At 63.9% G+C, this 21,088-nt stretch carries 21 protein-coding genes; 17 read left to right on the top strand and 4 right to left on the bottom strand.

Features of this window, described 5'->3' with window-relative positions; genetic code table 11:
- Positions 1–18: 18 nt before the first annotated feature.
- Together ACIPHN_RS10955 and ACIPHN_RS10950 are read left to right on the top strand one after the other, a co-directional pair.
- Complete coding sequence (locus ACIPHN_RS10955; protein ID WP_400436030.1) at positions 19–1,158, top strand: porin; 1,140 nt, start codon at positions 19–21, stop codon at positions 1,156–1,158.
- A 171-nt stretch (positions 1,159–1,329) separates the two neighbouring features.
- Positions 1,330–2,211 (top strand): SMP-30/gluconolactonase/LRE family protein, encoded by an 882-nt coding sequence (locus ACIPHN_RS10950; RefSeq protein WP_400436029.1) that lies wholly within the window; start codon positions 1,330–1,332, stop codon positions 2,209–2,211.
- Positions 2,212–2,213: 2 nt separating this feature from the next.
- Here the strand turns inward: ACIPHN_RS10950 and ACIPHN_RS10945 are convergent, their stop codons facing one another.
- The gene (locus tag ACIPHN_RS10945) at positions 2,214–3,071 is read right to left on the bottom strand and encodes an IclR family transcriptional regulator (RefSeq protein ID WP_400436027.1); all 858 of its coding nucleotides are present in this window, start codon (positions 3,069–3,071) and stop codon (positions 2,214–2,216) included.
- Positions 3,072–3,480: 409 nt separating this feature from the next.
- Here ACIPHN_RS10945 and ACIPHN_RS10940 point away from each other — a divergent pair, with 409 nt between their 5' ends.
- The 7 genes from ACIPHN_RS10940 (at position 3,481) to ACIPHN_RS10910 (ending at position 10,915) form a co-directional block, all read left to right on the top strand.
- Positions 3,481–4,758, top strand: coding sequence for an L-fuconate dehydratase (locus tag ACIPHN_RS10940; protein WP_400436026.1), 1,278 nt, complete (start codon positions 3,481–3,483; stop codon positions 4,756–4,758).
- Positions 4,759–4,807: 49 nt separating this feature from the next.
- Entirely contained in the window at positions 4,808–5,584 is a 777-nt protein-coding gene (locus ACIPHN_RS10935; protein WP_400436024.1) for an SDR family oxidoreductase, read from the top strand.
- An 11-nt stretch (positions 5,585–5,595) separates the two neighbouring features.
- The gene (locus tag ACIPHN_RS10930; protein ID WP_400436022.1) at positions 5,596–5,937 is read left to right on the top strand and encodes an L-rhamnose mutarotase; all 342 of its coding nucleotides are present in this window, start codon (positions 5,596–5,598) and stop codon (positions 5,935–5,937) included.
- A 196-nt stretch (positions 5,938–6,133) separates the two neighbouring features.
- Positions 6,134–7,708: a sugar ABC transporter ATP-binding protein gene (locus ACIPHN_RS10925; RefSeq protein ID WP_400436020.1), complete on the top strand. Its 1,575-nt coding sequence runs from the start codon at positions 6,134–6,136 to the stop codon at positions 7,706–7,708.
- Between the two features lie 74 nt (positions 7,709–7,782).
- The gene (locus ACIPHN_RS10920) at positions 7,783–8,820 is read left to right on the top strand and encodes an ABC transporter permease (RefSeq protein ID WP_400436018.1); all 1,038 of its coding nucleotides are present in this window, start codon (positions 7,783–7,785) and stop codon (positions 8,818–8,820) included.
- Positions 8,821–8,920: 100 nt separating this feature from the next.
- Entirely contained in the window at positions 8,921–9,859 is a 939-nt protein-coding gene (locus tag ACIPHN_RS10915; protein ID WP_400436016.1) for an ABC transporter substrate-binding protein, read from the top strand.
- 186 nt (positions 9,860–10,045) lie between these two features.
- Entirely contained in the window at positions 10,046–10,915 is an 870-nt protein-coding gene (locus tag ACIPHN_RS10910; RefSeq protein WP_400436015.1) for an amidohydrolase family protein, read from the top strand.
- A 15-nt stretch (positions 10,916–10,930) separates the two neighbouring features.
- Here the strand turns inward: ACIPHN_RS10910 and ACIPHN_RS10905 are convergent, their stop codons facing one another.
- Entirely contained in the window at positions 10,931–11,554 is a 624-nt protein-coding gene (locus ACIPHN_RS10905; protein WP_400436013.1) for a TetR/AcrR family transcriptional regulator, read from the bottom strand.
- Positions 11,555–11,752: 198 nt separating this feature from the next.
- On the opposite strand from ACIPHN_RS10905, the gene ACIPHN_RS10900 reads away from it, so the two are divergent.
- From ACIPHN_RS10900 to ACIPHN_RS10865, 8 genes are all read left to right on the top strand, one after another.
- The gene (locus ACIPHN_RS10900; protein ID WP_400436011.1) at positions 11,753–13,039 is read left to right on the top strand and encodes an NAD(P)/FAD-dependent oxidoreductase; all 1,287 of its coding nucleotides are present in this window, start codon (positions 11,753–11,755) and stop codon (positions 13,037–13,039) included.
- Positions 13,036–13,869, top strand: a complete 834-nt coding sequence (locus ACIPHN_RS10895) for a DUF1365 domain-containing protein (protein ID WP_400436010.1) — start codon at positions 13,036–13,038, stop codon at positions 13,867–13,869. The genes ACIPHN_RS10900 and ACIPHN_RS10895 overlap by 4 nt, the downstream gene beginning before the upstream one ends.
- Positions 13,866–15,077, top strand: a complete 1,212-nt coding sequence (locus tag ACIPHN_RS10890) for a class I SAM-dependent methyltransferase (protein ID WP_400436008.1) — start codon at positions 13,866–13,868, stop codon at positions 15,075–15,077. Before ACIPHN_RS10895 ends, ACIPHN_RS10890 begins: the two co-directional genes overlap by 4 nt.
- A 3-nt stretch (positions 15,078–15,080) precedes the next feature.
- Positions 15,081–15,644, top strand: a complete 564-nt coding sequence (locus ACIPHN_RS10885; protein ID WP_400436007.1) for a DUF3833 domain-containing protein — start codon at positions 15,081–15,083, stop codon at positions 15,642–15,644.
- Positions 15,641–16,498, top strand: coding sequence for an SDR family NAD(P)-dependent oxidoreductase (locus tag ACIPHN_RS10880; protein WP_400436006.1), 858 nt, complete (start codon positions 15,641–15,643; stop codon positions 16,496–16,498). The genes ACIPHN_RS10885 and ACIPHN_RS10880 overlap by 4 nt, the downstream gene beginning before the upstream one ends.
- Before the next feature lie 2 nt (positions 16,499–16,500).
- Positions 16,501–16,923: a nuclear transport factor 2 family protein gene (locus ACIPHN_RS10875; protein WP_400436004.1), complete on the top strand. Its 423-nt coding sequence runs from the start codon at positions 16,501–16,503 to the stop codon at positions 16,921–16,923.
- An 86-nt stretch (positions 16,924–17,009) separates the two neighbouring features.
- On the top strand, positions 17,010–17,402 hold the full coding sequence (locus ACIPHN_RS10870; protein ID WP_400436002.1) for an acyl-CoA thioesterase: 393 nt from the start codon (positions 17,010–17,012) through the stop codon (positions 17,400–17,402).
- Between the two features lie 236 nt (positions 17,403–17,638).
- Complete coding sequence (locus ACIPHN_RS10865; RefSeq protein ID WP_400436000.1) at positions 17,639–19,324, top strand: diguanylate cyclase; 1,686 nt, start codon at positions 17,639–17,641, stop codon at positions 19,322–19,324.
- A 22-nt stretch (positions 19,325–19,346) separates the two neighbouring features.
- Here ACIPHN_RS10865 and ACIPHN_RS10860 read toward each other — a convergent pair whose 3' ends face one another.
- Together ACIPHN_RS10860 and ACIPHN_RS10855 are read right to left on the bottom strand one after the other, a co-directional pair.
- A complete protein-coding gene (locus ACIPHN_RS10860) occupies positions 19,347–20,063 on the bottom strand; it encodes an MgtC/SapB family protein (RefSeq protein WP_400435999.1) in 717 nt (238 codons plus the stop codon).
- 163 nt (positions 20,064–20,226) lie between these two features.
- On the bottom strand, positions 20,227–21,018 hold the full coding sequence (locus tag ACIPHN_RS10855) for a phytanoyl-CoA dioxygenase family protein (protein WP_400435997.1): 792 nt from the start codon (positions 21,016–21,018) through the stop codon (positions 20,227–20,229).
- Positions 21,019–21,088: the final 70 nt, after the last annotated feature.

Genomic DNA, 21,088 nt, shown 5'->3' with positions numbered 1-21,088 from the left:
TATCCACGGAGACTATTCATGAAGCAAGTGAAGCCATCCTTTACTGGAGCAAAGACCCTGTGCGCGCTCGCGCTGATGGGTGCATTCTCGGCATCGGCACAAGCACAAACCAGCAGCGTCACCATCTACGGCCGTGTCGTGGCAGGTGTTGACTTCCAGACCAATGCGGGCGCCAACGGTACCGGCTCCAAGTGGAGCGCGGCGAACAACCAGTGGGGTACCAGCATGATCGGCTTCAAGGGTACGGAAGACCTGGGCGGCGGTACCAATGCCTTCTTCCTGCTGGAGTCCGGTTTCAATTCGACCAAGGGCAGCTTCAACGGTTCGGATACCAGCAACGGTAACGCACTGTTCAATCGTCGTTCCTACGTCGGCCTGTCCTCGGCCAGCGCTGGCTCGATCAAGTTCGGTAAGAACCTGTTCATCAACAACGACATCTGGTATCTGGATCCGACCGGCCAGCAGGCTATCGGCACAGCTAGCCTGGTCAACGGCCGCAACTGGCCGGGCGCCAGCAACATCATCGAATACAACAGCCCTGACATGGGTGGCTTCACCGTCGGCCTGCAGACCAGCCTGGGTGAAAAGCCGGGTTCGTTCAACGGCGGCGTGACCAACACTGGCTCCAGCGATGGCCGCAAGGATGGCATCTCCCTGGCCTACCAGAAGAACGGCCTGGAACTGCGCGCCATCTATGACGTGGTCCGCGATTCCAACGGCAACTACAGCGACATCTGGGGTCACTCCAAGGAGCTGATCCTGGGTGGTACCTACAAGTTCGACAAGCTCAAGATGTTCGCCGGTTACGAAAACCTGCGCGCACCTGACGCTGCCGCCGGTGCTCCGGACCGCGCCAACCACTACTGGGTGGGTGCCAACTATGACGTGACCTCGCAACTGCAACTGGTGGGTGCATGGTTCCACGTCAACGCCAACAATGCCTCCGTCACCAACGGCACGGGCAACGGCGGCGGCACTGCCAACCTGTACATGGCCGGTATCAACTACTTCCTGTCCAAGCGTACCCTGCTGTACGTGGACATCGGTACCGTTCATAACGGCACGGGTGCCAGCCACGCGCTGGAAAACGGCGGCAACGTCGGTCCGTCTGGCCTGAGCCAGACCGGTGGTTACTTCGGTATCGCCCACTCGTTCTAATGTAACGATTAGTAGTATCTGTAATCCTTCCTGAGGTGGTCTTGATGTAGTTGAGGGTGGGCGCAAGCCCACCCTTTTTTGTCGTTGTGGCGGGCGATTTGCACGCCAGTGTACGGATCTATATTGTTTAAATCGTTTTACTCATTTACTTGATTTGCAGGCGGAACCCCGATGAATGCGCAATTGCTGGTCGATGGACAACATGAACTGGGCGAAGGTGTGCTGTGGTGCGAACGTTCGCAATCGGTCTTCTGGACCGACATCCACGCCGCGCGCCTGTGGAACCACCACCCGCAAAGCGGCGCCACGCGCAGCTGGGGCATGCCCGAGCGGCTATGCTGCTACGCCTTCACGGCCGATCCCGAACAATTGCTGATCGGCCTGGCCTCGCGCCTGGCATTCTTCAATCTGTCCACCGGCACCATCACGCCGATCTGCCGGGTCGAGGACGACCTCCCCGGCACGCGCTTGAACGATGGTCGCTGCGACCGCCAGGGCCGTTTCGTCTTCGGCACCCTCAATGAAGACGCCGCCCGGGAGCCCATCGCCAGCTTCTACCGGCTCAACACCGATCTGATCCTGGAGCGCCTGCCGCTGCCGGGTATCGCCATTTCCAACAGCATCTGCTTCAGCCCCGACGGGCGGCTGATGTATCACTGCGACACCCTGACCAACAAGATCATGGTCTGCGACTACGATCGGTCCAGCGGTGCGGTCAGTGGCCAGCGTGTCTTTGCCGACCTGACGCAGCAGCCTGGCAGTCCCGACGGTTCCACGGTCGATGCCGAGGGCTACGTCTGGAACGCCCAGTGGGGCGGGGCGCGGGTAGTGCGCTTTGCACCCGATGGCAGCATTGATCGCGTCGTCGATATTCCTGCCGCCCAGCCCAGCTGCGTGGCCTTCGGTGGCGCCGCCCTCGATACCCTTTACGTGACGACGGCCCATGAGGGCATGAGCGCGGAGCAGCGCGCGCAGGACCCGTCGGCCGGCGCCTTGTTCTCGGTCGCCCTGACTGGTCTGCGCGGCTTGCCCGAAGCGCGTTTCGGTGGCTAGTTTCAGGCGCCGAAGCTGGAGTCGCCCATCAGGCGCGACAGTCGCGCCGAGATTTCCTGGACGATGCCTTGTACTTCGTCCAGGCTGGGATTGACCTTCTTGTCGATGCGTTCGATATAGGGGACGTTCAGGGCGGCCAGCATGCGGTTGTTGGCGCCCATGATGGGATAGGACAGGTTGATGACGCCGCGGATCTGGCGGCTCTCCATGCGAGAGTGCCCGCGCTTGCGGGTCTCGTCGATCTGGCGCATCAGTTGCGCCGCTTCGATCTCCTGTTCACCATCCATGCGCACATGCGCGGCCAGCATGCTGGCGCGCTCGGCGTCATCACGGAAGGCCAGCAGCACATGGCCGGAGGCGGTATCGGTGAGGCTCACCAGCGCCCCGACCTTGAGGCCGAAGGCCCAGCGCTCGGGGCTGTCGACCTGGGCCACCACGATCACGCGGCCAGCCTCGTAGACCGTCAGATGGCTCGATTGCACGGCGCGGTTGGCCAGTTCGCGCATGTGCGGCAGGGCGGTACTGACCAGCGAGCGGATCGGCTGGTGGTGGTGGGCCAGTTCAAACAGTTTCAGTGACAGGCGGTAGTGGTCGTTGTCGGCGATCAGGTAGCCGCGCTGCTCCAGCGTCACCACCATGCGGAAGATCTCGTTGACGCTGCGCCCCAGTTGCCGGGAAATCTGGTTCAGGGTCAGCATCTGCTCGGAACGGCTCAGCAGTTCCAGGATATCCAGCCCCTTGTCCAGGGCCGGCGCGGCATAGCGGTTCTTGGCGGCGCCGCTGTCATCGCCGATCTCGTCGACGGCGGCGGTCTGCATGACATCGGCGTCGGATGGATTGATTTTCCTGGTTCTGGGCATGGTGGCCTGGTCGCTCGTGTCGACGTGGGATTTGTCTCGGATTACCGAAATTATTTGAATGAATGCCTCAATTTCCGGTCTGGATTGTAGGTGATTTTATGGGTGACACCATTTTATTTGTAAAAGTATTTTTTACTGGTTCAAATATTGTTGGTACTTTGTCATTCATGAATCGATATCGGTTGTCCCAGAAACTTCATCGGGTCGGCTCGTCAATGAGAGGATAATCGAGGTTATGCTCTGTTTCTCACAGATGAAAACATATTTTATTTGTGAGTGAATCGGGGCCCAAGCCCTGGAGACGATAAAAATGGCAGGCCGCCGACACGGCAGTCTGCCCGCCGAGGAGACCGGCGTACGCTCACGTTGGCAGCGTGCCGTCAGGATCGGCGATCCAACCTAGAGACCGATGACCAAGATTACCGCCATGCGCGTGCTGGACGTGCGCTTTCCCACCTCGCAGTCGCTGGACGGCTCGGATGCGATGAATCCGGACCCGGACTATTCCGCTGCCTATGTCATCCTCGACACCGACAACGACGCGTTGAAGGGCCACGGGCTGACCTTCACCATCGGTCGTGGCAACGAGATCTGCTGCGCCGCCATCCGCGCCATGGAACATCTGGTGGTGGGCCTGGAGCTGGAATGGATCGCGGCCGACATGGGCCGCTTCTGGCGCCACGTCACCTCCGACAGTCAACTGCGCTGGATCGGCCCGGACAAGGGCGCCATCCACCTGGCCACCGGCGCCGTGGTCAATGCCGCCTGGGACCTGTGGGCCAAGGCCGCCGGCAAGCCGCTGTGGCAACTGGTGGCCGACATGTCGCCCGAGGAGCTGGTGCGCACCATCGACTTCCGCTACATCAGCGACTGCATCACGCCCTCGGAAGCATTGGCGCTGCTGCGCGAGAAGGCCGCGGGCAAGAGCGAGCGCCTGCGCATCCTGCAGCAGGAAGGCTATCCCTGCTACACCACCTCGGCCGGCTGGCTGGGCTACGACGACGCCAAGCTGCGCCGCCTGTGCCAGGAAGCCATCGATGCCGGCTTCAGCCACGTCAAGCTCAAGGTCGGCCGCGATCTGGAAGACGACAAGCGCCGCGTGCGCATCGCCCGCGAAGTCCTGGGGCCGGAGCGCCGCCTGATGATCGATGCCAACCAGGTCTGGGAAGTGGACCAGGCCATCGACTGGGTCAATGCCCTGGCGTTCGCCCAGCCCTGGTTCATCGAGGAGCCGACCTCACCCGATGATGTGGAAGGCCACCGCAAGATCCGTGCAGGCATCGGTGCGGTCAAGGTCGCCACCGGCGAGATGTGCCAGAACCGCGTGCTGTTCAAGCAATTCATCATGCGTGATGCCATCGACGTGGTGCAGATCGATTCCTGTCGCCTGGGTGGTGTCAACGAGATCCTGGCCGTGATGCTGATGGCCGCCAAGTATGGCAAGGTGGTCTGCCCGCATGCTGGCGGCGTCGGCCTGTGCGAATACGTACAGCATCTGTCGATGATCGATTACCTGTGCATCTCCGGCAGCAAGGAAGGGCGCGTGACCGAGTATGTGGATCACCTGCACGAGCACTTCATCGATCCCTGCGTGGTCAGGAACGCCGCCTACATGCCGCCGAGCCGGCCGGGCTTCTCCATCGAGATGAAGCCGGAGTCACTGGAGCAGTACCGCTTTCGTGGCTAGTTCGCAGCAGCAGGTACCGAAAACGATATAAAAGATTACGGAGACTGAAGTGGACTTGAACCTGCAAGACAAGGTCGTCATCGTGACCGGCGGTGCCTCCGGCATCGGCGGCGCGATCAGCATGCAACTGGCCGCCGAGGGCGCCATCCCGGTGGTATTTGCACGTAGCGAGCCGGAACCGCAGTTCTGGGCGCGCCTGCTGGAGCTGCAACCCCGTGCCGCGCTGTTCCAGCTGGAGTTGCAGGACGACGCCCGTTGCCGCGAGGCGGTGGCCGAGACCGTCCAGCGTTTCGGGCGACTCGATGGCCTGGTCAACAATGCCGGCGTGAACGACAGCGTGGGGCTGGAGGCTGGCCGCGACGACTTCGTGGCCTCGCTGGAGCGCAACCTGATCCACTATTACGTGATGGCGCATTACTGCGTGCCGCACCTGAAGGCCACGCGTGGTGCCATCGTCAATGTCTCTTCCAAGACTGCGCTCACCGGCCAGGGCAATACCAGTGGCTACTGCGCTTCCAAGGGCGCGCAACTGTCCTTGACCCGCGAATGGGCTGCAGCCCTGCGGGATGATGGCGTGCGCGTCAATGCGCTGATCCCGGCCGAGGTGATGACGCCGCTGTACGAGAAATGGATCGCCACCTTCGAGCATCCCCAGGAAAAGCTCGATGCCATCACCAGCAAGATCCCGCTGGGCAAGCGCTTCACGACCTCGGAGGAAATGGCCGACATGGCCGTATTCCTGTTGTCGGGGCGCTCCTCCCATACTACCGGGCAGTGGGTGTTCGTCGATGGGGGCTATACCCATCTCGACCGCGCCCTGACCTGAAGGAGCCGCACATGCGACACCTGCTGGCCCTGGACCTGAAGGACGATGCGGCCCTGATCGCCGAGTACGAGGCGCAGCATCGCCGCATCTGGCCAGAGATCGCGCAGCACCTGCGCCGGCATGGCGTGACCGGGATGGAAATCTACCGCCTCGGCACGCGCATGACCATGGTGATGGAGACCGACGATGCCCGCTACGATGCGGCGGCGATGGCCGCCGCCATGCAGGATGATCCGCGCGTGCGGGAGTGGGAGGCGCTGATGTGGCGCTTCCAGGCGCCCACGCCATGGACTCCGGAGGGCGAGAAGTGGGTGACGATGACCCGCATCTTCGATCTGGCACAGCAGCCATGAGAGCGGCCTGAAGGGGCCGCAATCGAAAGAGCAGCAATCATAAAAGCAGCAAGAATCACAAGAATCACAAGAATTGCAAAATCGCCGGAACACCGGCACAGCGACCGCAGAGTCGCATCGCGCATCGACAAGGACCCGAGACAGGGCCGGCAATGCATCCGAGGTGAGCAAGCAAGAAGACCAGGAGACAAGCGCAATGCCCGCAATATCCGCATCATCCACACCGTCGGCCATTTCTTCCAGCCAGGACGCAGCACTGGCCCCGCCGGCCCCGCTGATTGCGCTACGTAACGTCAGCAAGCGCTTTCCCGGCGTGCTGGCGCTGGACAATTGCCAGTTCGAGCTGGCCGCCGGCGAGGTCCACGCCCTCATGGGCGAGAACGGCGCCGGCAAGTCCACGCTGATGAAGATCCTATCCGGCGTGTACCAGCGTGACAGTGGCGAGATCCTGCTGGATGGTCGTCCGGTGGAGATCGGCGAGCCGCGCCAGGCGCAGGCCCTGGGCATCGGCATCATCCATCAGGAACTGAACCTGATGAATCACCTCACGGCGGCACAGAACATCTTCATCGGGCGCGAGCCGCGCCGTACCTTCGGCCTGTTCGTCGACGAAGACCAGCTGAACCGCCAGGCCGCCGCCATCTTCGCGCGCATGCGCCTGGACCTGGATCCGCGCACACCGGTGGGCGAGCTGACCGTGGCACGCCAGCAGATGGTGGAGATCGCCAAGGCGCTGTCCTTCGATTCGCGCGTGCTGATCATGGACGAGCCGACGGCCGCGCTCAACAATGCCGAGATCGGCGAACTGTTCCGCATCATCCGCGACCTGCAGGCGCAGGGCGTGGGCATTGTCTACATCTCGCACAAGATGGATGAATTGCGCCAGATCGCCGATCGCGTCAGCGTCATGCGCGATGGCAGGTACATCGCCACCGTCCCCATGGAGGGGACGTCCATGGACAGCATTATCGCCATGATGGTGGGCCGCGCCCTCGATGGCGAGCAGCGTACCCCGCCCGATACCTCAGCCAACGAGGTGGTGCTGGAGGTGCGGGGCCTCAATCGTGGTCGCGCCATCCGCGAGGTCGGCTTCCAGTTGCGGCGCGGCGAGATCCTCGGCTTTGCCGGCTTGATGGGCGCTGGCCGCACCGAGGTGGCACGCGCCATCTTCGGCGCCGATCCGCTGGAGTCGGGCGAGATCATCATTCATGGTGGCCGGGCGCTGATCAAGTCGCCGGCCGATGCGGTGGCGCACGGCATCGGTTACCTGTCGGAAGACCGCAAGCACTTCGGCCTGGCCGTGGGCATGGATGTACAGGCCAATATCGCGCTTTCCAGCATGGGCCGTTTCACCCGCGCCGGGTTCATGGACCAGCGCGCCATCCGCGAGGCGGCACAGGGCTATGTGCGCCAGCTGGCCATCAAGACGCCGTCGGTGGAACAGCAGGCGCGCCTGCTATCGGGCGGCAACCAGCAGAAGATCGTGATTGCCAAGTGGCTGCTGCGCGACTGCGACATCCTGTTCTTCGACGAGCCCACGCGCGGCATCGACATCGGCGCCAAGAGCGAGATCTACAAGCTGCTCGACGCCCTGGCCGCGCAAGGCAAGGCCATCGTCATGATTTCTTCCGAACTGCCCGAGGTGCTGCGCATGAGCCACCGCATCCTGGTGATGTGCGAAGGGCGCGTGACGGGCGAACTCTCGCGCGCCGAGGCCACCCAGGAAAAGATCATGCAGCTGGCCACGCAACGCGAATCGGCGGTGCTCTAGCCACCTGCCCACGAGACCAGGCGCCCACGAGACCACGCCGCCCCATTCCATCCGAACCCAGAGCACCGACGATCATGGCAAACAACATCCACTCCGCTCCCACCGCATCCATGGCCACTCCAGAGACTTCCCCGGGCCTGCGCGCCCGCCTGTTCAACCCGGCCGCGCGCCAGAAGCTGCTGGCCTTCGCCAGCCTGTTGCTGCTGATGGTGTTCTTCAGCTTCGCCTCCAGCAATTTCCTGGAGGTGGACAACCTGGTGAGCATCCTGCAATCGACCGCTGTCAACGGCGTGCTGGCCATCGCCTGCACCTACGTCATCATCAGTTCCGGCATCGACCTGTCGGTGGGGACCATGATGACTTTCTGCGCCGTCATGGCCGGGGTGGTGCTGACCAACTGGGGTTTGCCGCTGCCGCTGGGCATCGTCGCGGCGATTTTCTTCGGCGCGCTCTCGGGCTGGGTCTCGGGCATGGTGATCGCCAAGCTCAAGGTGCCGCCCTTCATCGCCACGCTGGGCATGATGATGCTCCTGAAGGGGCTGTCGCTGGTCATCTCCGGCACCCGTCCGATCTACTTCAACGATACCGAGGGCTTCACCGCCATCGCCCAGGATTCGCTGATCGGTGACTTGATCCCGGCGCTGCCCATTCCCAATGCGGTGCTGATCCTGTTCATCGTGGCCATCGGTGCCTCGGTCATCCTCAACAAGACCGTGTTCGGCCGCTATACCTTCGCCCTGGGCAGCAACGAGGAAGCGCTGCGCCTGTCGGGCGTGAAGGTGGATTTCTGGAAGGTCGCGGTCTATACCTTCTCGGGCGCCGTGTGCGGCATCGCCGGCCTGATCATCGCCTCGCGCCTGAACTCGGCGCAGCCGGCGCTGGGCCAGGGCTACGAGCTGGACGCGATCGCCGCCGTGGTGATCGGCGGCACCTCGCTCTCGGGCGGCACCGGCACCATCCTGGGCACCATCATCGGCGCGTTCATCATGAGCGTGCTGGTCAATGGCCTGCGCATCATGTCGGTGGCGCAGGAATGGCAGACGGTGGTCACCGGCGTGATCATCATCCTGGCGGTGTACCTGGACATCCTGCGTCGCCGTCGCCGCGCATGAGTTTTTGCATGAGGTCCTGACTGATTTTGCTGTTGCACATCAACCCCGCCGGCATTTCGGTGCCGGCACTCCATCATCGATAACAAAAGGAGACTTACCCGTGTTCAAGAACAAATTACTCGGTGCCGCCCTGGGCCTGGCCTTTGCCTTTGGTGGCGCCACTGCGCAAGCGCAGGAAGTCTATATCCCCCTCATCTCCAAGGGCTTCCAGCACCAGTTCTGGCAAGCCGTGAAGGCCGGCGCCGATCAGGCCGGCAAGGACTACAAGGTCAAGGTGAGCTTCGAAGGCCCGGAAACCGAAGCCATGGTCGACAAGCAGATCGACATGCTCTCCGCCGCCCTGGCCAAGAAGCCGCAAGCCATCGGCTTTGCCGCCCTGGACAGCAAGGCTGCCATCCCGCTGCTCAAGAAAGCGCAGGCCGGCAAGATCCCGGTGGTGGCCTTCGACTCGGGCGTGGATAGCGACATCCCGGTCACCACCGCCACCACCGACAACCGTGCCGCCGCTGCCCTGGCCGCCGACAAGATGGCCGAGCTGATCGGCAAGGAAGGCGATATCGCCGTGGTCGCCCACGACCAGACCAGCCGCACCGGCATCGACCGTCGCGATGGCTTCCTGGAACGCATCAAGTCCACCTATCCCAAGATCAAGGTGGTCAGCGTGCAATACGGTGGCGGTGACCAGTTGAAGTCGACCGAGGTGACCAAGTCCATCCTGCAGGCCTATCCCAAGCTCAAGGGTGTGTTCGGCACCAACGAGGGCTCGGCTATCGGTGTGGTCAATGGCGTTCGGGAAATGAAGCGCAAGATCATCATCATCGGCTATGACTCGGGCAAGCAGCAGAAGGATGCGATCCGTGACGGCACCATGGCCGGCGCCATCACCCAGAACCCGGTCGGCATCGGCTACAAGACCGTGGAAGCGGCTGTGAAGGCGATCAAGGGCGAGAAGCTGCCCAAGGTCATCGACACCGGTTTCTACTGGTACGACAAGGCCAACATCGACGATCCCAAGATCGCCGCCGTGCTGTATGACTGATCCGCTGACCCACTGATGGCCTGATGCGGCGGCATTGGCATCGCTTGCCAATGCCAATGCCGACTTGGGCCAAGCGGGCGCCGCCATCCGGCGGCGCCTCTGCTTTTGAACACCGCGTCGCCGGCTCCGCATGGGAGCGGCGCAGCCGCTGAATCCGCCGCATTTTCCAACCTGAACGAGACCACCATGAAGCCGCCCCGCATCGACGCCCACCAGCATTTCTGGCGCTACCGCCCCGAAGACTATCCCTGGATCGGTCGCGGGATGGACTTGCTGGCCTGCGACCGCATGCCCGGGCAACTGCATCCGGTGCTGGCCTCGGAGGGGCTGGACGCCTCCATCGCCGTGCAGGCGCGCGCCGGCCGCGAGGAAACCGGTTTCCTGCTGGAGCTGGCGCGTCATGACCGGCGCATCGCCGGAGTGGTCGGCTGGGAGGATCTGTCCTCGCCGCACCTGGCTGCCAATGTGGCGCACTGGGGCCGCGAGAAGCTATTGGGATTTCGCCACCAGATACAGGATGAGAGCGACGTCGGCACCTTCATCGAGGCCCCGGCCTTCAATGCCGGCGTGGCCTGGTTGCAGCAGCAGGGCTATGTCTACGATGTGCTGGTCTATGCGCGCCAGATGGCGGAGATCCAGGCCTTCTGCGCCCGCCATGATCGTCACTGGCTGGTGCTGGATCACCTGGGCAAGCCGGCGCTGACCGAGTTCGGCCGCAATGACGCCGCCCCGGCCGACTGGAAGCACGAGCTGCGCAAGCTGGCCGCCTTGCCCCACGTGGCCTGCAAGCTCTCGGGTCTGGTGACCGAGGCCGACTGGTTGCGCGGCCTGCGTCAGAAGGACTTCGACAATCTCCTCGTCTGCCTGGACGTCGCGCTGGAGGCCTTCGGCCCGCAACGCCTCATGTTCGGATCGGACTGGCCGGTCTGCCTGCTGGCGGCCTCCTATGCCAAGGTGGCCGGCGTGGTGCGTGAGTGGGGCGCTACGCGCCTGTCGGCGACGGAGCAGACGCAGTTGTGGGGCGGCACGGCCGCACGCTGCTACGGCCTGGCCTGATGCCCGGCACGCCGCTCAGCGCGGCGGCGTTGAGGTCGTGAAGCCGTTGAAGGCCACGTGCAGCATGTACTTCACGATATCCTCGTTGCTCATCTTGCTGAACTTCTGCAAGTAGTCCACCGCCGGGTCGCAGGTGCGGGCGTAGTAGCTGTAGAGCACCACGTCGCTGGGCAGGGCGGCATCGAGATCGCCGGCCTTCTGCGCCTCCTTGACCAGTTTTTCCAGCTGCCCGTTCAGTTTCAGCACGCGCATGACGTACTTGACGTTGCGCATGAGCATCTCCCGCACCGGCGTACTGGTCGAGGGCAGGAAGGGCAGGCCGCCTTCCAGCCGCACCCGCAGTGCCCATTCCAGCATGGCCTCCAGCTTGCCGCGTGCACTGGCGATACCGCCCAGTTGTGCCAGCTGGTCGATGGCGCCATCGATCAGGCGAATCATGGTCTCGCCCACCAATTCTTCCTTGGACTTGAAGTGCTTGTACAGGCTGGGCTTGGAGATGCCCACCGCCCCGGCCACGTCGTCCATGGTCATCAAGTCATAGCCCTTGCTGCCCAGTACCGTCGTGGCCGCATCCAGGATGGCGTTTTCGCGCAGCTTGAAGGCCTGGTCCTTGAAGCTCAGTTTTCCAAAAATACTCATCGGTAATTAAAGTTACTAATCGGTAGATTTTATTTTGACTTGGTAGTAATCTTAGCACCACAGCAGCGCACAGGCGTGCAAGAAGCCCGGAAAAAGCGCTCGCGACGCAAATAAAAACATCATGCCAGCCTGGCTGCGACGGGTTTTCCCGCTGGATGGCAAGCGTGGTCTCGATATCGAAAAGGGTGGGCGGTTTTCATGATTCCAAGCGGACAACGTATTGCCGTCATCGGCGCCGGCATCGCCGGGCTGGCCAGCGCCTACCTGCTGGCGCGCCGGCACGAGGTGGTGCTGTATGAAGCGGCGCCGACCCTGGGCGGCCACGCCAATACGGTCGAGATCGCTCCGCAAGGGCAGGCCTTTGCGGTCGATACCGGTTTCCTGGTGTTCAATGACTGGACCTATCCCAACCTCATCGCCCTGTTCAAGGAGCTCCAGGTCGAGACCTATGCCACCGACATGTCCTTCGGCGTGTCGATGGACGAGGGCAGCTTCGAATGGGCCGGCACCAGTCTCGATACCGTCTTCGCCCAGCGCCAGCGCCTGCTGCAGCCGGACTTCCTGGGCATGCTGCGCGACATCCTGCGCTTCAACCGCGCCGCCCACGCCAACCTGGCGGCCTGCGAGGGGCAGCCACTGAGCCTGCGCCACCTGCTGGCCCAGGGCCGCTATGGCGACATGTTCCGCGATGCCTACCTGATCCCGATGGCCGCGGCCATCTGGTCGAGCTCGCCGGCCGATATCCTGGATTTCCCGGCGGCGACCTTCCTGCGCTTCTGCATCAATCACGGTCTGCTGCAGGTCAACAACCGGCCGCGCTGGCGCACCGTGCGTGGCGGTTCGCGCGAGTATGTGCGCCGCATCGCCGCCACGCTGCCCGATGTGCGCCTGGGCAGTCGCCTGCTGGGCGTGACCCGCAATGAACACGGTGTGCTGGTGCGCAACGGTGGCGATGCCCCGCGCGAGGAACAATACGACGCCGTGGTCTTCGCCACCCATGCACCGCAGACGTTGGCCCTGCTGCAGGACGCCACCATCGAGGAGCATCAGGTGCTGGGCGCAGTACGCTACCAGGCCAATACTGCCTGGCTGCACAGCGATGTGCGGTTGATGCCCCGTCTCGACAAGGTCTGGTCGGCCTGGAACTACCTGGGATCGCGCCACAGCGATGGCAGCCGCGCCGTCTGCGTGAGCTACTGGCTCAATCGCCTGCAGGACTTGCCCTGCAAGACCGATGTGATCCTGACCCTGAATCCGTCGCAGCCGCCGGCTGCCGCCACGGTGATGGGGCGCTTCGACTACGAACACCCGGTCTTCGACCAGCCCGCCATCGATGCCCAGCGTCGCCTGCCGGGCATCCAGGGACGCCATCGCGCCTGGTTCGCCGGGGCCTGGACCGGCTATGGCTTCCATGAGGATGGCCTCAAGTCGGCCTTGCGGGTGATCCGCGATTTCGGCGTCACGCCGGATTGGGCCGCGCTATGAAACCGCAGTCGTCAACATCGACCCTGCCCGCCGCGCAGTTGCTGCGCGGCCAGGTGATGCACCAGCGCTTGCGTCCGGTGCCACATCGCTTCGTCTATCCGGTGTTCTGCGTGCGGCTGGACCTGGCGCGCACGGCCGAGGCGAGCAATGCCTGGTTCGGTGTGGACCGGCGTCGCCTGATGAGCGTGCGCACCCGCGACTACGGCGCGCGCGACGGCAGCGACCTGGCGACCTGGGTGCGTGAGCGCCTGCGCCAGGCGGGCGCGCCCGATGATGGCGTGATCCGCCTGCAGACCTTTCCGCGCCTGTTCGGCTTTGTCTTCAACCCGATCAGCCTGTTCCTCTGCCATGACCGCAGCGGTGCGCTGCGCGCGGTACTGGCCGAGGTCAACAATACCTTCGGCCAGACCCAGCATTACCTGCTGCGCGCCAGCGATGGCGGTGCCATCGGCGAGCACGCGCGTCTGAGCTGCCACAAGCTGATGCATGTCTCGCCCTTCTGCGAGGTGCGCGGCTTCTATCGTTTCCGCTTGCGCGACCAGGGCGACACCGCCTTCGTCGGCATCGACTACTACGACCAGGGCCAGCCCGATGAGGCTGATGCCGACCTGCAACCGCTCATGCGTACCGCCATCGGCGGCCATCTGCATCCCCTGACAGCCGCCTCTGCGCTGGCCGCGCTCTGTGCGCAGCCGCTGCTCACGCTGGGCGTGGTGGCCCGCATCCATTGGCAAGCCTTGCTCCTGTGGCGCAAGCGCGTGCCCTGGTTCAGCCTGCCCAAGCGTCCCGTGGGCGCCGGATCATCTTCTGGAAAGGAAACCCTGCCATGAACCACAGCCCCGCCCTGCGGAGCACTGTCCGCCGCGCCGGCCCGCTCTCGGCCCGCCTGTTCCTGGCCATGCTGGAACGACTCGACCATGGCCATCTGGAGTTGATCACGCCCCATGGCACCACGTTGACCTTCGGCGACCTGCGCCAGCCACCCAGTGCGCAATTGCGCATCCTCGACTGGCGCGCCTGCGGGGCCATCCTGCGCGCCGGCGACATCGGTTTTGGCGAAGCCTATGGCGCCGGCTGGGTCGATACCCCCGACCTGGCCGCGCTGCTGCGACTGGCCCAGCGCAATCGCCGCGCCCTGGCGGGGGCGGTCGAAGGCGGCCGGCTGGCCTCGTGGTGGTATCGCTTGCGCCACCTGCTGCGCGCCAACACGCGCAGCGGCAGCCGCCGCAACATCCACGCGCACTACGACCTGGGCAACGACTTCTATGGCCTGTGGCTGGATGAGACGATGAGCTATTCCAGCGCCATCTTCAGCCACCCCGGCCAGAGCCTGGCCGAGGCCCAGGCCGCCAAGTACCAGCGCATCGTCGAGCAGCTCGGCCTGCAACCGGGCCAGCGCGTGCTGGAGATCGGTTGCGGCTGGGGCGGCTTTGCCGAACACGCGGCGCGCCAGGGTATCGCCGTGCATGGCGTGACGATCTCGCCCGCGCAACTGGCCTTCGCCCAGGAGCGCATGCGCCGCCAGCATCTGCACGGCCTGGCACAACTGGAGCTGCGCGACTACCGCGACCTCGACGGCCACTACGACGCCATCGTCTCCATCGAGATGTTCGAGGCCGTGGGCGAGCGTTTCTGGCAGACCTATTTCGATACCGTGGCAGCGCGCCTGAAGCCGGGCGGGCAGGCCCTGGTGCAGTCCATCACCATCGACGAGGCGGTGTTCGAGCGCTATCGCGACAGTGCCGACTTCATCCGCGAATTCATCTTCCCCGGCGGCATGTTGCCCAGCCATGAGCGTTTCAGCCGCGCCGCCAGCCGTGCCGGTCTGGCCACGCGCGACCGCTTCCATTTCGGTCGCGACTACGCCGAGACGCTGCGCCGCTGGAACGACACCTTCCTGGCCCAGCGCGAGGCCATCGCCGCGCAAGGCTTCGACGAGCGCTTCCGTCGCTTGTGGCAGCTCTACTACGTCTTCTGCGAAGTCGGCTTCGACGAAGGCCAGACCGATGTGGTGCAGTTCCTCTTGCACAAGGAGTGAGCCATGGATGCCGCGCTTTCACGCAGGCGCAGCGGCCTGTTGCGCTGGTCCGCCTTGCTGTCGCTGGCCTGGCTGCTGGGCGGCTGTGCCGGACAGCAGGTCAGCGACTACGCCGGCAAGACGCCGGTGTTCGATCCGGCCCGCTTCTTCCAGGGCCGCACCGAGGCCTGGGGCATGTTCCAGAAGCGTGGCGGCGAGGTGGCGCGGCGCTTCCATGTGATCGTCACCGGGACAGTGGCGGGCGAGACACTCACGCTGGACGAGCGCTTCCGCTACGACGATGGCCAGACCCAGACCCGCGTCTGGACCCTGGTGCGCCAGGCCGACGGCAGCTGGCGTGGCCGCGCCGGCGACGTCATCGGCGAGGCGCTGGGACAGACCGCCGGCAATGCGCTGCACTGGAACTACACGCTGCTGCTCCCCGTCGATGACAAGCAGTACGAAGTCCAGATGGATGACTGGATGTACCAGATGGACGAGCGCACGCTCATCAACCGCACCAGCATGCGCAAGTTTGGCGTGGAGCTCGGGCAGGTGACCCTGTTCTTCCGCAAGGAGCAGCCATGAATACGCAGACCCGACCCGCCCCCAAAAGCGTGACGCTGGACCATGAAGTCGCACCGCCGGCCCCGCCGGCAATGCTGTTCGGTCCGATGAATCGCCCCCTGCGTGACCTGCGCGGCCTGCGCGTGTGGCTGGTCGGGGCGTCCAGCGGCATTGGTGCCGAAATGGCGCGCCAGGCCCTGGCCGCCGGTGCCAGGGTGGCATTGTCGGCGCGTCGTGCCGATGCACTGGAGGAAGTCGCCGCCGGTCACCAGGAGGCCTTCATCGCGCCGCTGGACGTGCTGTGCCGCGATGCCTGGCGCGACCAGCATGCGCGCATCGTGCAAGCGCTGGGGGGCGTGGACCTGCTGGTCTTTTGCGTGGCGAAGTACCGCCCCGAGCGCAGCTGGGAAGTGCAGGAAGAAGAAGCCGAGCACACCCTGCGCACCAACCTGGCCAGCGTCTATTCGGCGCTGGGGGCAGCGCTGCCCGACATGCTCGCGCGCGGCAGTGGCGGCATCGCCCTGGTGGCCAGCGTGGCGGGCTATGTCGGCCTGCCAGGCGCCAGTGTCTATGGACCGGGCAAGGCGGCGCTGATCAACCTGGCGGAAATTCTTTATAGCGATTTGCGGCCCCGCGGCCTGAACGTCTATCTCGTCAATCCCGGTTTCGTGAAGACCGATCTGACCGACCAGAACGAGTTCGCCATGCCAGCCCTGCAGACACCGCAACAGGCGGCTGCGGCGATCTGGCGTGGCATCATCGAGGGGCGCTTCGAGATCCACTTTCCCCGGCGCTTCACGCTCTGGCTGAAACTGTTGCGGCACTTGCCGTTCCGCTTGCGCTTCCTGCTGTTCCAGCGCTTCCTGTTGAAATGACGATGCAGAACCTTGACCAACTCCTGACGTGGTACGGCACGCTGGACCGCGCCAGCCTGACGTGCATCGCTGAATTCTATGCAAAAGAGGCGCATTTCAAGGATCCCTTCAACGACGTCACGGGAGTGCGCGCCATCACGGCCATCTTCGCGCACATGTTCGAGACCACCGAGGCGCCACGTTTCGTGATCCTGGAGACGATGGGGCAGGGCGACCAGGCCTTCGCCACCTGGCGCTTCGAGTTCGGGCTCAAGGGGCGCCACTATACGGTGCTGGGGGCGACGCATTTCCGCTTCGATGCAGCGGGCCTGGTCATTGATCACCGCGATTACTGGGATGCGGCCGAGGAGCTATGGCAGAAGCTGCCCGTCATCGGCGGGCCGGTGCGCTGGTTGCGGAGCAGGTTCGGGGTCGGCCAGGATTGAATCCTTCTCTGGGACGGTACTGTGGGGTCGGGGAATGCTCTATCATTCCCCCTTCTCCGATTCTTATCCCATCAGATCAAACGCCTATGTTCACCAAGCACTTCGAAGTAGATCCCGCACATATTGACTTCCAGGGCGTGGTCGATGGTCTCTACTACCCGTTCTACATGGAATGGACGCGGCATGCGTTCATGAAAGAGGCGCTGGGGATCGATATCGAAGAGGAATTCAAGCAGGGCAAGATGTACATGGTGCTGGAATACTCGCTGCGCTTCCGCAAGAGCCTCAAGCAGGGCGACAAGCTGGAGGTCACCTGCGAGCTGCAGAAGAACGAGAAACGCAATCGCGTCAATTTCTTCCAGCAGATCAATGTCAACGGCGTCACTTGTACCGACGCGACCTTCGTGGCGACCTGCTTCGTCAATGGCCGGCCCTCGGTGCCGGAAGCGGTGGCCGAGGCACTGGCGCAGCTGGGCTAGCTCGCCGGGCCATATCATCTGTCGGTTCATCTGTCGGCTGGCGCCTGTCGTGCCAGCAAGGATGGCGCGCAGGCGGGAAGCATATTCCAGGGAAGGCCGGGGGCGATGCAAGCGGGGTGCTCATCACCTGCATCAGGGCCGGAAGATGTTTCTCCTATCAAGAATCCGTGCCGCGGGAGGCGGCAAGTTCAGCGATGCTCAGGATACGAAAACTTACGTTGCGTCAGCAATTCTTGATGGCTTTGGCGGGAATCCTCTTGCTCAGTGGTGTGGTGAGCTACCGTTTTTCCAGCTGGTATCAGGAGGATGTCACCCAGACCCTCGGGCTGCGCCTGGTCGAGCGCAATGTGCTCTATGAGAAGAGCAAGCTGCAGACCCTGATTTCGCGGGAAGTCGTGCTGGTCCAGAAGATGGCGAGTTCGCCGGTCCTGAAAAAATGGATCCAGGCCGAGCAGGTGCCTGAGGTCCGGGCGCGCGCCCTGGCCGAGCTGGAGGACTATCGGCATTTCTTCCAGGGACGCCGCTACTTCTTTGCCATCGCCGGGTCCGGCAATTACTACTTCAAGGATGACAAGAGCACCGGGGATGCCGAACGGCCCTTGTACACGCTGCAGAAGACCGATCTCAAGGATAGCTGGTTCTACGCCATCCTTGGCCGGATCGCGGACGTGCAGCTGAATGTGGAAACCGATATCCACGTCAACAAGACCCTGGTCTGGATCAATGCCGTGGTCCACGATGCGCAGCGCCATGCGCTCGCCGTGGTGGGGACCGGCCTTGACCTGCCCGAGGTATTGCAGAGCGTGGAGAGCCGCAGCGCCGAGGTGGAAGGGCAGAACATGCTGGTCGATGCCAATGGCGCCATCCAGCTCCATCCGAACATTCACCTGATCGATTTTGCCTCCATCCGGAAAGCCCAGACCGGCGAGTCCCAGAGCACGATCTTCAGCCTCATCAGCGCCACCGAGGAGCAGGCGCGGCTGCGGCAATTGATGGCCGAGCTGAAGTCGGGGGAGCGGGTGACCGCGTCGATGACGGCAGGCATCGACGGCAAAACCCATATGGTCGCGCTGGCCTGGGTGCCGGAGATCCAGTGGTTCGTGGTGTCCATCATCGCGCCCTCGGTGGCGATGTCGGCATCGCATTTCCCTTCCGGGCTGCTGCTGGCTGGCGGGTTGCTGGTGGCTGCGCTGGTACTGGCCGCGATCTGGTTCGAGAGCGGCTTGCTACGCCGGCTGGTGCGCCTGGACAAGGCGGCCCAGGCGATTGCGAAGGGTGATTTCACGGTGCGCCTGGAGTCGACCTCGGACGATGAAATCGGCCGCGTTGCCAAGACCTTCCTGGCCATGTCGCGGCGCATCGAGCGCTATACCGACGATCTGCGCCGACAGGTCGCCGAGCGTACCGCCGAGCTGGTGGAAAAGAACCGCGAGCTGGAGACCCTGTCCACCACCGATCCACTGACGGGGCTGGCCAACCGCCTGCGCCTGGATGACTTGCTGGCCAATGAGCAGGCGGCTTGCGAGGCAGGCGGGACGCGCTTCTCGGTGATCCTGATCGATATCGACAAGTTCAAGAGCGTCAACGATACCTATGGACATCAGGTGGGCGATGTCGTGCTGGTGCGGATCAGTCGCCTGCTCGAACAGCATGTGCGGGGCCGGGATGTCGTCGGGCGCTGGGGGGGAGAAGAGTTCCTGGTGATCTGTCCGGAGGCCGACGCCGAGGAGGCCCGCCTGATCGCCGAGCGCTTGCGGCGGGCCATGTCCGAGTGCGATATTGCCGTCACCGGGCCGAAGACGGGGAGCTTTGGCGTGAGTACGTATGCGCCGGGGGACAGCATCCAGTCGATGATTGCGCGCGCCGATACGGCCTTGTACCGCGCCAAGGAGTCCGGGCGCAACCGCGTGGAGAGTGGCTGAACCCGGATGCGCGGGAGCGGCCCTAGTCCGTGGTACTCGGACTCCAGAACGCCTGTCGCACCGCCGGCAGGGCCAGCAGGCGCTCCACCAGGGCATCGAGTTCGTCGCCATCGACCGAGGTGGCCGCCAGCGTCGCTTCGATTTCCACTTCGTCGTCGGTGAAGGGCCGCACATCCAGGCCGTGCGTGGGGTGGCGGCTTTGCTCCAGCATGTCGGTGACGGCGGCCAGGACATGCTTCTGGTGCTCGCTCTCCACGATCAGGTGCAGGGTGTTGGTCACTTCCACCGATGGCACGTCCAGCGGCTTGCGGTTGATGGTGTTGACCACCGGACGCAAGAGCGTATTGGCGGCCAGCACGAAGACGGTGGCCAGGATCGCCTCCAGGATCAGGTCGGCGCCGGCCGCCGCACCCACGGCGGCCGAACCCCACAGGGTGGCGGCGGTATTGATGCCGCGTACATTGCCTTCTTCGCGCATGATCACGCCCGCCCCCAGGAAACCCACCCCCGAGACCACATAGGCCACCACATGCACGGCGCCGTCATGGCCGCCCATGCGGTTGGCCATGTCCACGAACACCGCCGCCCCCAGCGCCACCAGCACATTGGTACGCAGGCCGGCGGTGCGTTGCCGGTACTGGCGTTCCAGTCCGATCAGGCCACCCAGGATGAAGGCGGCGGTCAGGCTGACAAAGGTGTCGAGCAGCGAGGCGAGGTCGATGTTGCGGATGAATTCCATGGGCGGTTCCGGTCAGGCATGTTGGGGCTGAAGCGCCGTCGTGGCTGGACGGATGTCCACGGCGGCTGCGCAATGTTGCGCGATGATGCCTCAACTTTGCAACAAGCGCATGACAAGATCGTCAGGCGCAGGTCACGGCCCCAACTTCACTGAGCGGCTCCGCTCAGGCGGCCTGCTTGCCCAGCTGATGCATGAGCGAGTCATCACGGCCCGGCTTGACCGGGGTGAAATCGCGATGGGCGATGAACTCCGGCCGGGTCGGCTTGGCGATCGCATTGGAGACCGCATTGAGGGTCAGGTAGACAATGCGGCGCGGGTAGGGCGTGATATTGCCCGCCGAGCCGTGCACCAGATTGGCATGGAACATCAGGACGCCGCCGGCCTTGCCGGTGGGGGTGGCGATGCCGTTCTTTTCCACCAGTTCGGTGACGGTGGGCTGGTCCAGCGTCCAGAGCGGGTAGGAGGTGGTCTCCAGATCATGCTCGGACTTGAGCGCGCCGCTCTTGTGGCTGCGCGGCACCAGCATCAGCGGGCCATTGATGGGCATGACATCGTCCAGGAACACGGCGATGTTCATCGCCCGTGCCTCGGGCATGCCATCGTCGGCGTGCCAGGTGGGGAAATCCTGGTGCCACTGCCAGACCTCGCCGGTGAAGGCGGCCTTGGCATTGATCTTGAACTGGTGCACGTAGACATCCTCGCCGAAGAGCTGCTGCAGCGGCTCCACCAGGCGCGGATGGCTGGCCAGGGTCTGGCAGGCTTCGTTGTAGGTGTGGGCGGCGAAGGCGGTACGCGGCGCGCCGTTCTTCTCGCGCCAGATCTCCGGGCGCTGCTGGGCCAGTACCTTGGCGGCTTCCTGCTTCAGGAGCGCGATCTCGTCGGCGTTGAAGCATTCGGGCAGGAACAGGTAACCGGTGTCGTCGAAGTCCTTCAGTTGCTGGGGGCTGAGTTGCATGGCTGTCTCCTCTGTTGATGGTGCCGGGATTGGCTGGGTGTTTTTTCTTATTTATGTGTTCTGTATACAG

It is taken from the genome of Herbaspirillum sp. NPDC087042, assembly GCF_044745245.1.
GTDB lineage: Bacteria > Pseudomonadota > Gammaproteobacteria > Burkholderiales > Burkholderiaceae_D > Herbaspirillum.
Note: the sequence above shows the minus strand (reverse complement) of the source record. Positions and strands in the feature narration are given on the sequence as shown.

Excerpts from the sequence above, each read along its gene's own strand:
- ACIPHN_RS10955 (WP_400436030.1), top strand. The coding sequence starts at position 19 with ATGAAGCAAGTGAAGCCATCCTTTACTGGAGCAAAGACCCTGTGCGCG.
- ACIPHN_RS10880 (WP_400436006.1), top strand. The coding sequence starts at position 15,641 with ATGAATACGCAGACCCGACCCGCCCCCAAAAGCGTGACGCTGGACCAT.
- ACIPHN_RS10905 (WP_400436013.1), bottom strand. The coding sequence starts at position 11,554 with ATGAGTATTTTTGGAAAACTGAGCTTCAAGGACCAGGCCTTCAAGCTG.
- ACIPHN_RS10885 (WP_400436007.1), top strand. The coding sequence starts at position 15,081 with ATGGATGCCGCGCTTTCACGCAGGCGCAGCGGCCTGTTGCGCTGGTCC.
- ACIPHN_RS10865 (WP_400436000.1), top strand. The coding sequence starts at position 17,639 with ATGGCTTTGGCGGGAATCCTCTTGCTCAGTGGTGTGGTGAGCTACCGT.
- ACIPHN_RS10950 (WP_400436029.1), top strand. The coding sequence starts at position 1,330 with ATGAATGCGCAATTGCTGGTCGATGGACAACATGAACTGGGCGAAGGT.
- ACIPHN_RS10860 (WP_400435999.1), bottom strand. The coding sequence starts at position 20,063 with ATGGAATTCATCCGCAACATCGACCTCGCCTCGCTGCTCGACACCTTT.
- ACIPHN_RS10925 (WP_400436020.1), top strand. The coding sequence starts at position 6,134 with ATGCCCGCAATATCCGCATCATCCACACCGTCGGCCATTTCTTCCAGC.
- ACIPHN_RS10875 (WP_400436004.1), top strand. The coding sequence starts at position 16,501 with ATGCAGAACCTTGACCAACTCCTGACGTGGTACGGCACGCTGGACCGC.
- ACIPHN_RS10870 (WP_400436002.1), top strand. The coding sequence starts at position 17,010 with ATGTTCACCAAGCACTTCGAAGTAGATCCCGCACATATTGACTTCCAG.
- ACIPHN_RS10940 (WP_400436026.1), top strand. The coding sequence starts at position 3,481 with ATGACCAAGATTACCGCCATGCGCGTGCTGGACGTGCGCTTTCCCACC.
- ACIPHN_RS10945 (WP_400436027.1), bottom strand. The coding sequence starts at position 3,071 with ATGCCCAGAACCAGGAAAATCAATCCATCCGACGCCGATGTCATGCAG.
- ACIPHN_RS10890 (WP_400436008.1), top strand. The coding sequence starts at position 13,866 with ATGAACCACAGCCCCGCCCTGCGGAGCACTGTCCGCCGCGCCGGCCCG.
- ACIPHN_RS10920 (WP_400436018.1), top strand. The coding sequence starts at position 7,783 with ATGGCAAACAACATCCACTCCGCTCCCACCGCATCCATGGCCACTCCA.
- ACIPHN_RS10895 (WP_400436010.1), top strand. The coding sequence starts at position 13,036 with ATGAAACCGCAGTCGTCAACATCGACCCTGCCCGCCGCGCAGTTGCTG.
- ACIPHN_RS10855 (WP_400435997.1), bottom strand. The coding sequence starts at position 21,018 with ATGCAACTCAGCCCCCAGCAACTGAAGGACTTCGACGACACCGGTTAC.
- ACIPHN_RS10910 (WP_400436015.1), top strand. The coding sequence starts at position 10,046 with ATGAAGCCGCCCCGCATCGACGCCCACCAGCATTTCTGGCGCTACCGC.
- ACIPHN_RS10930 (WP_400436022.1), top strand. The coding sequence starts at position 5,596 with ATGCGACACCTGCTGGCCCTGGACCTGAAGGACGATGCGGCCCTGATC.
- ACIPHN_RS10900 (WP_400436011.1), top strand. The coding sequence starts at position 11,753 with ATGATTCCAAGCGGACAACGTATTGCCGTCATCGGCGCCGGCATCGCC.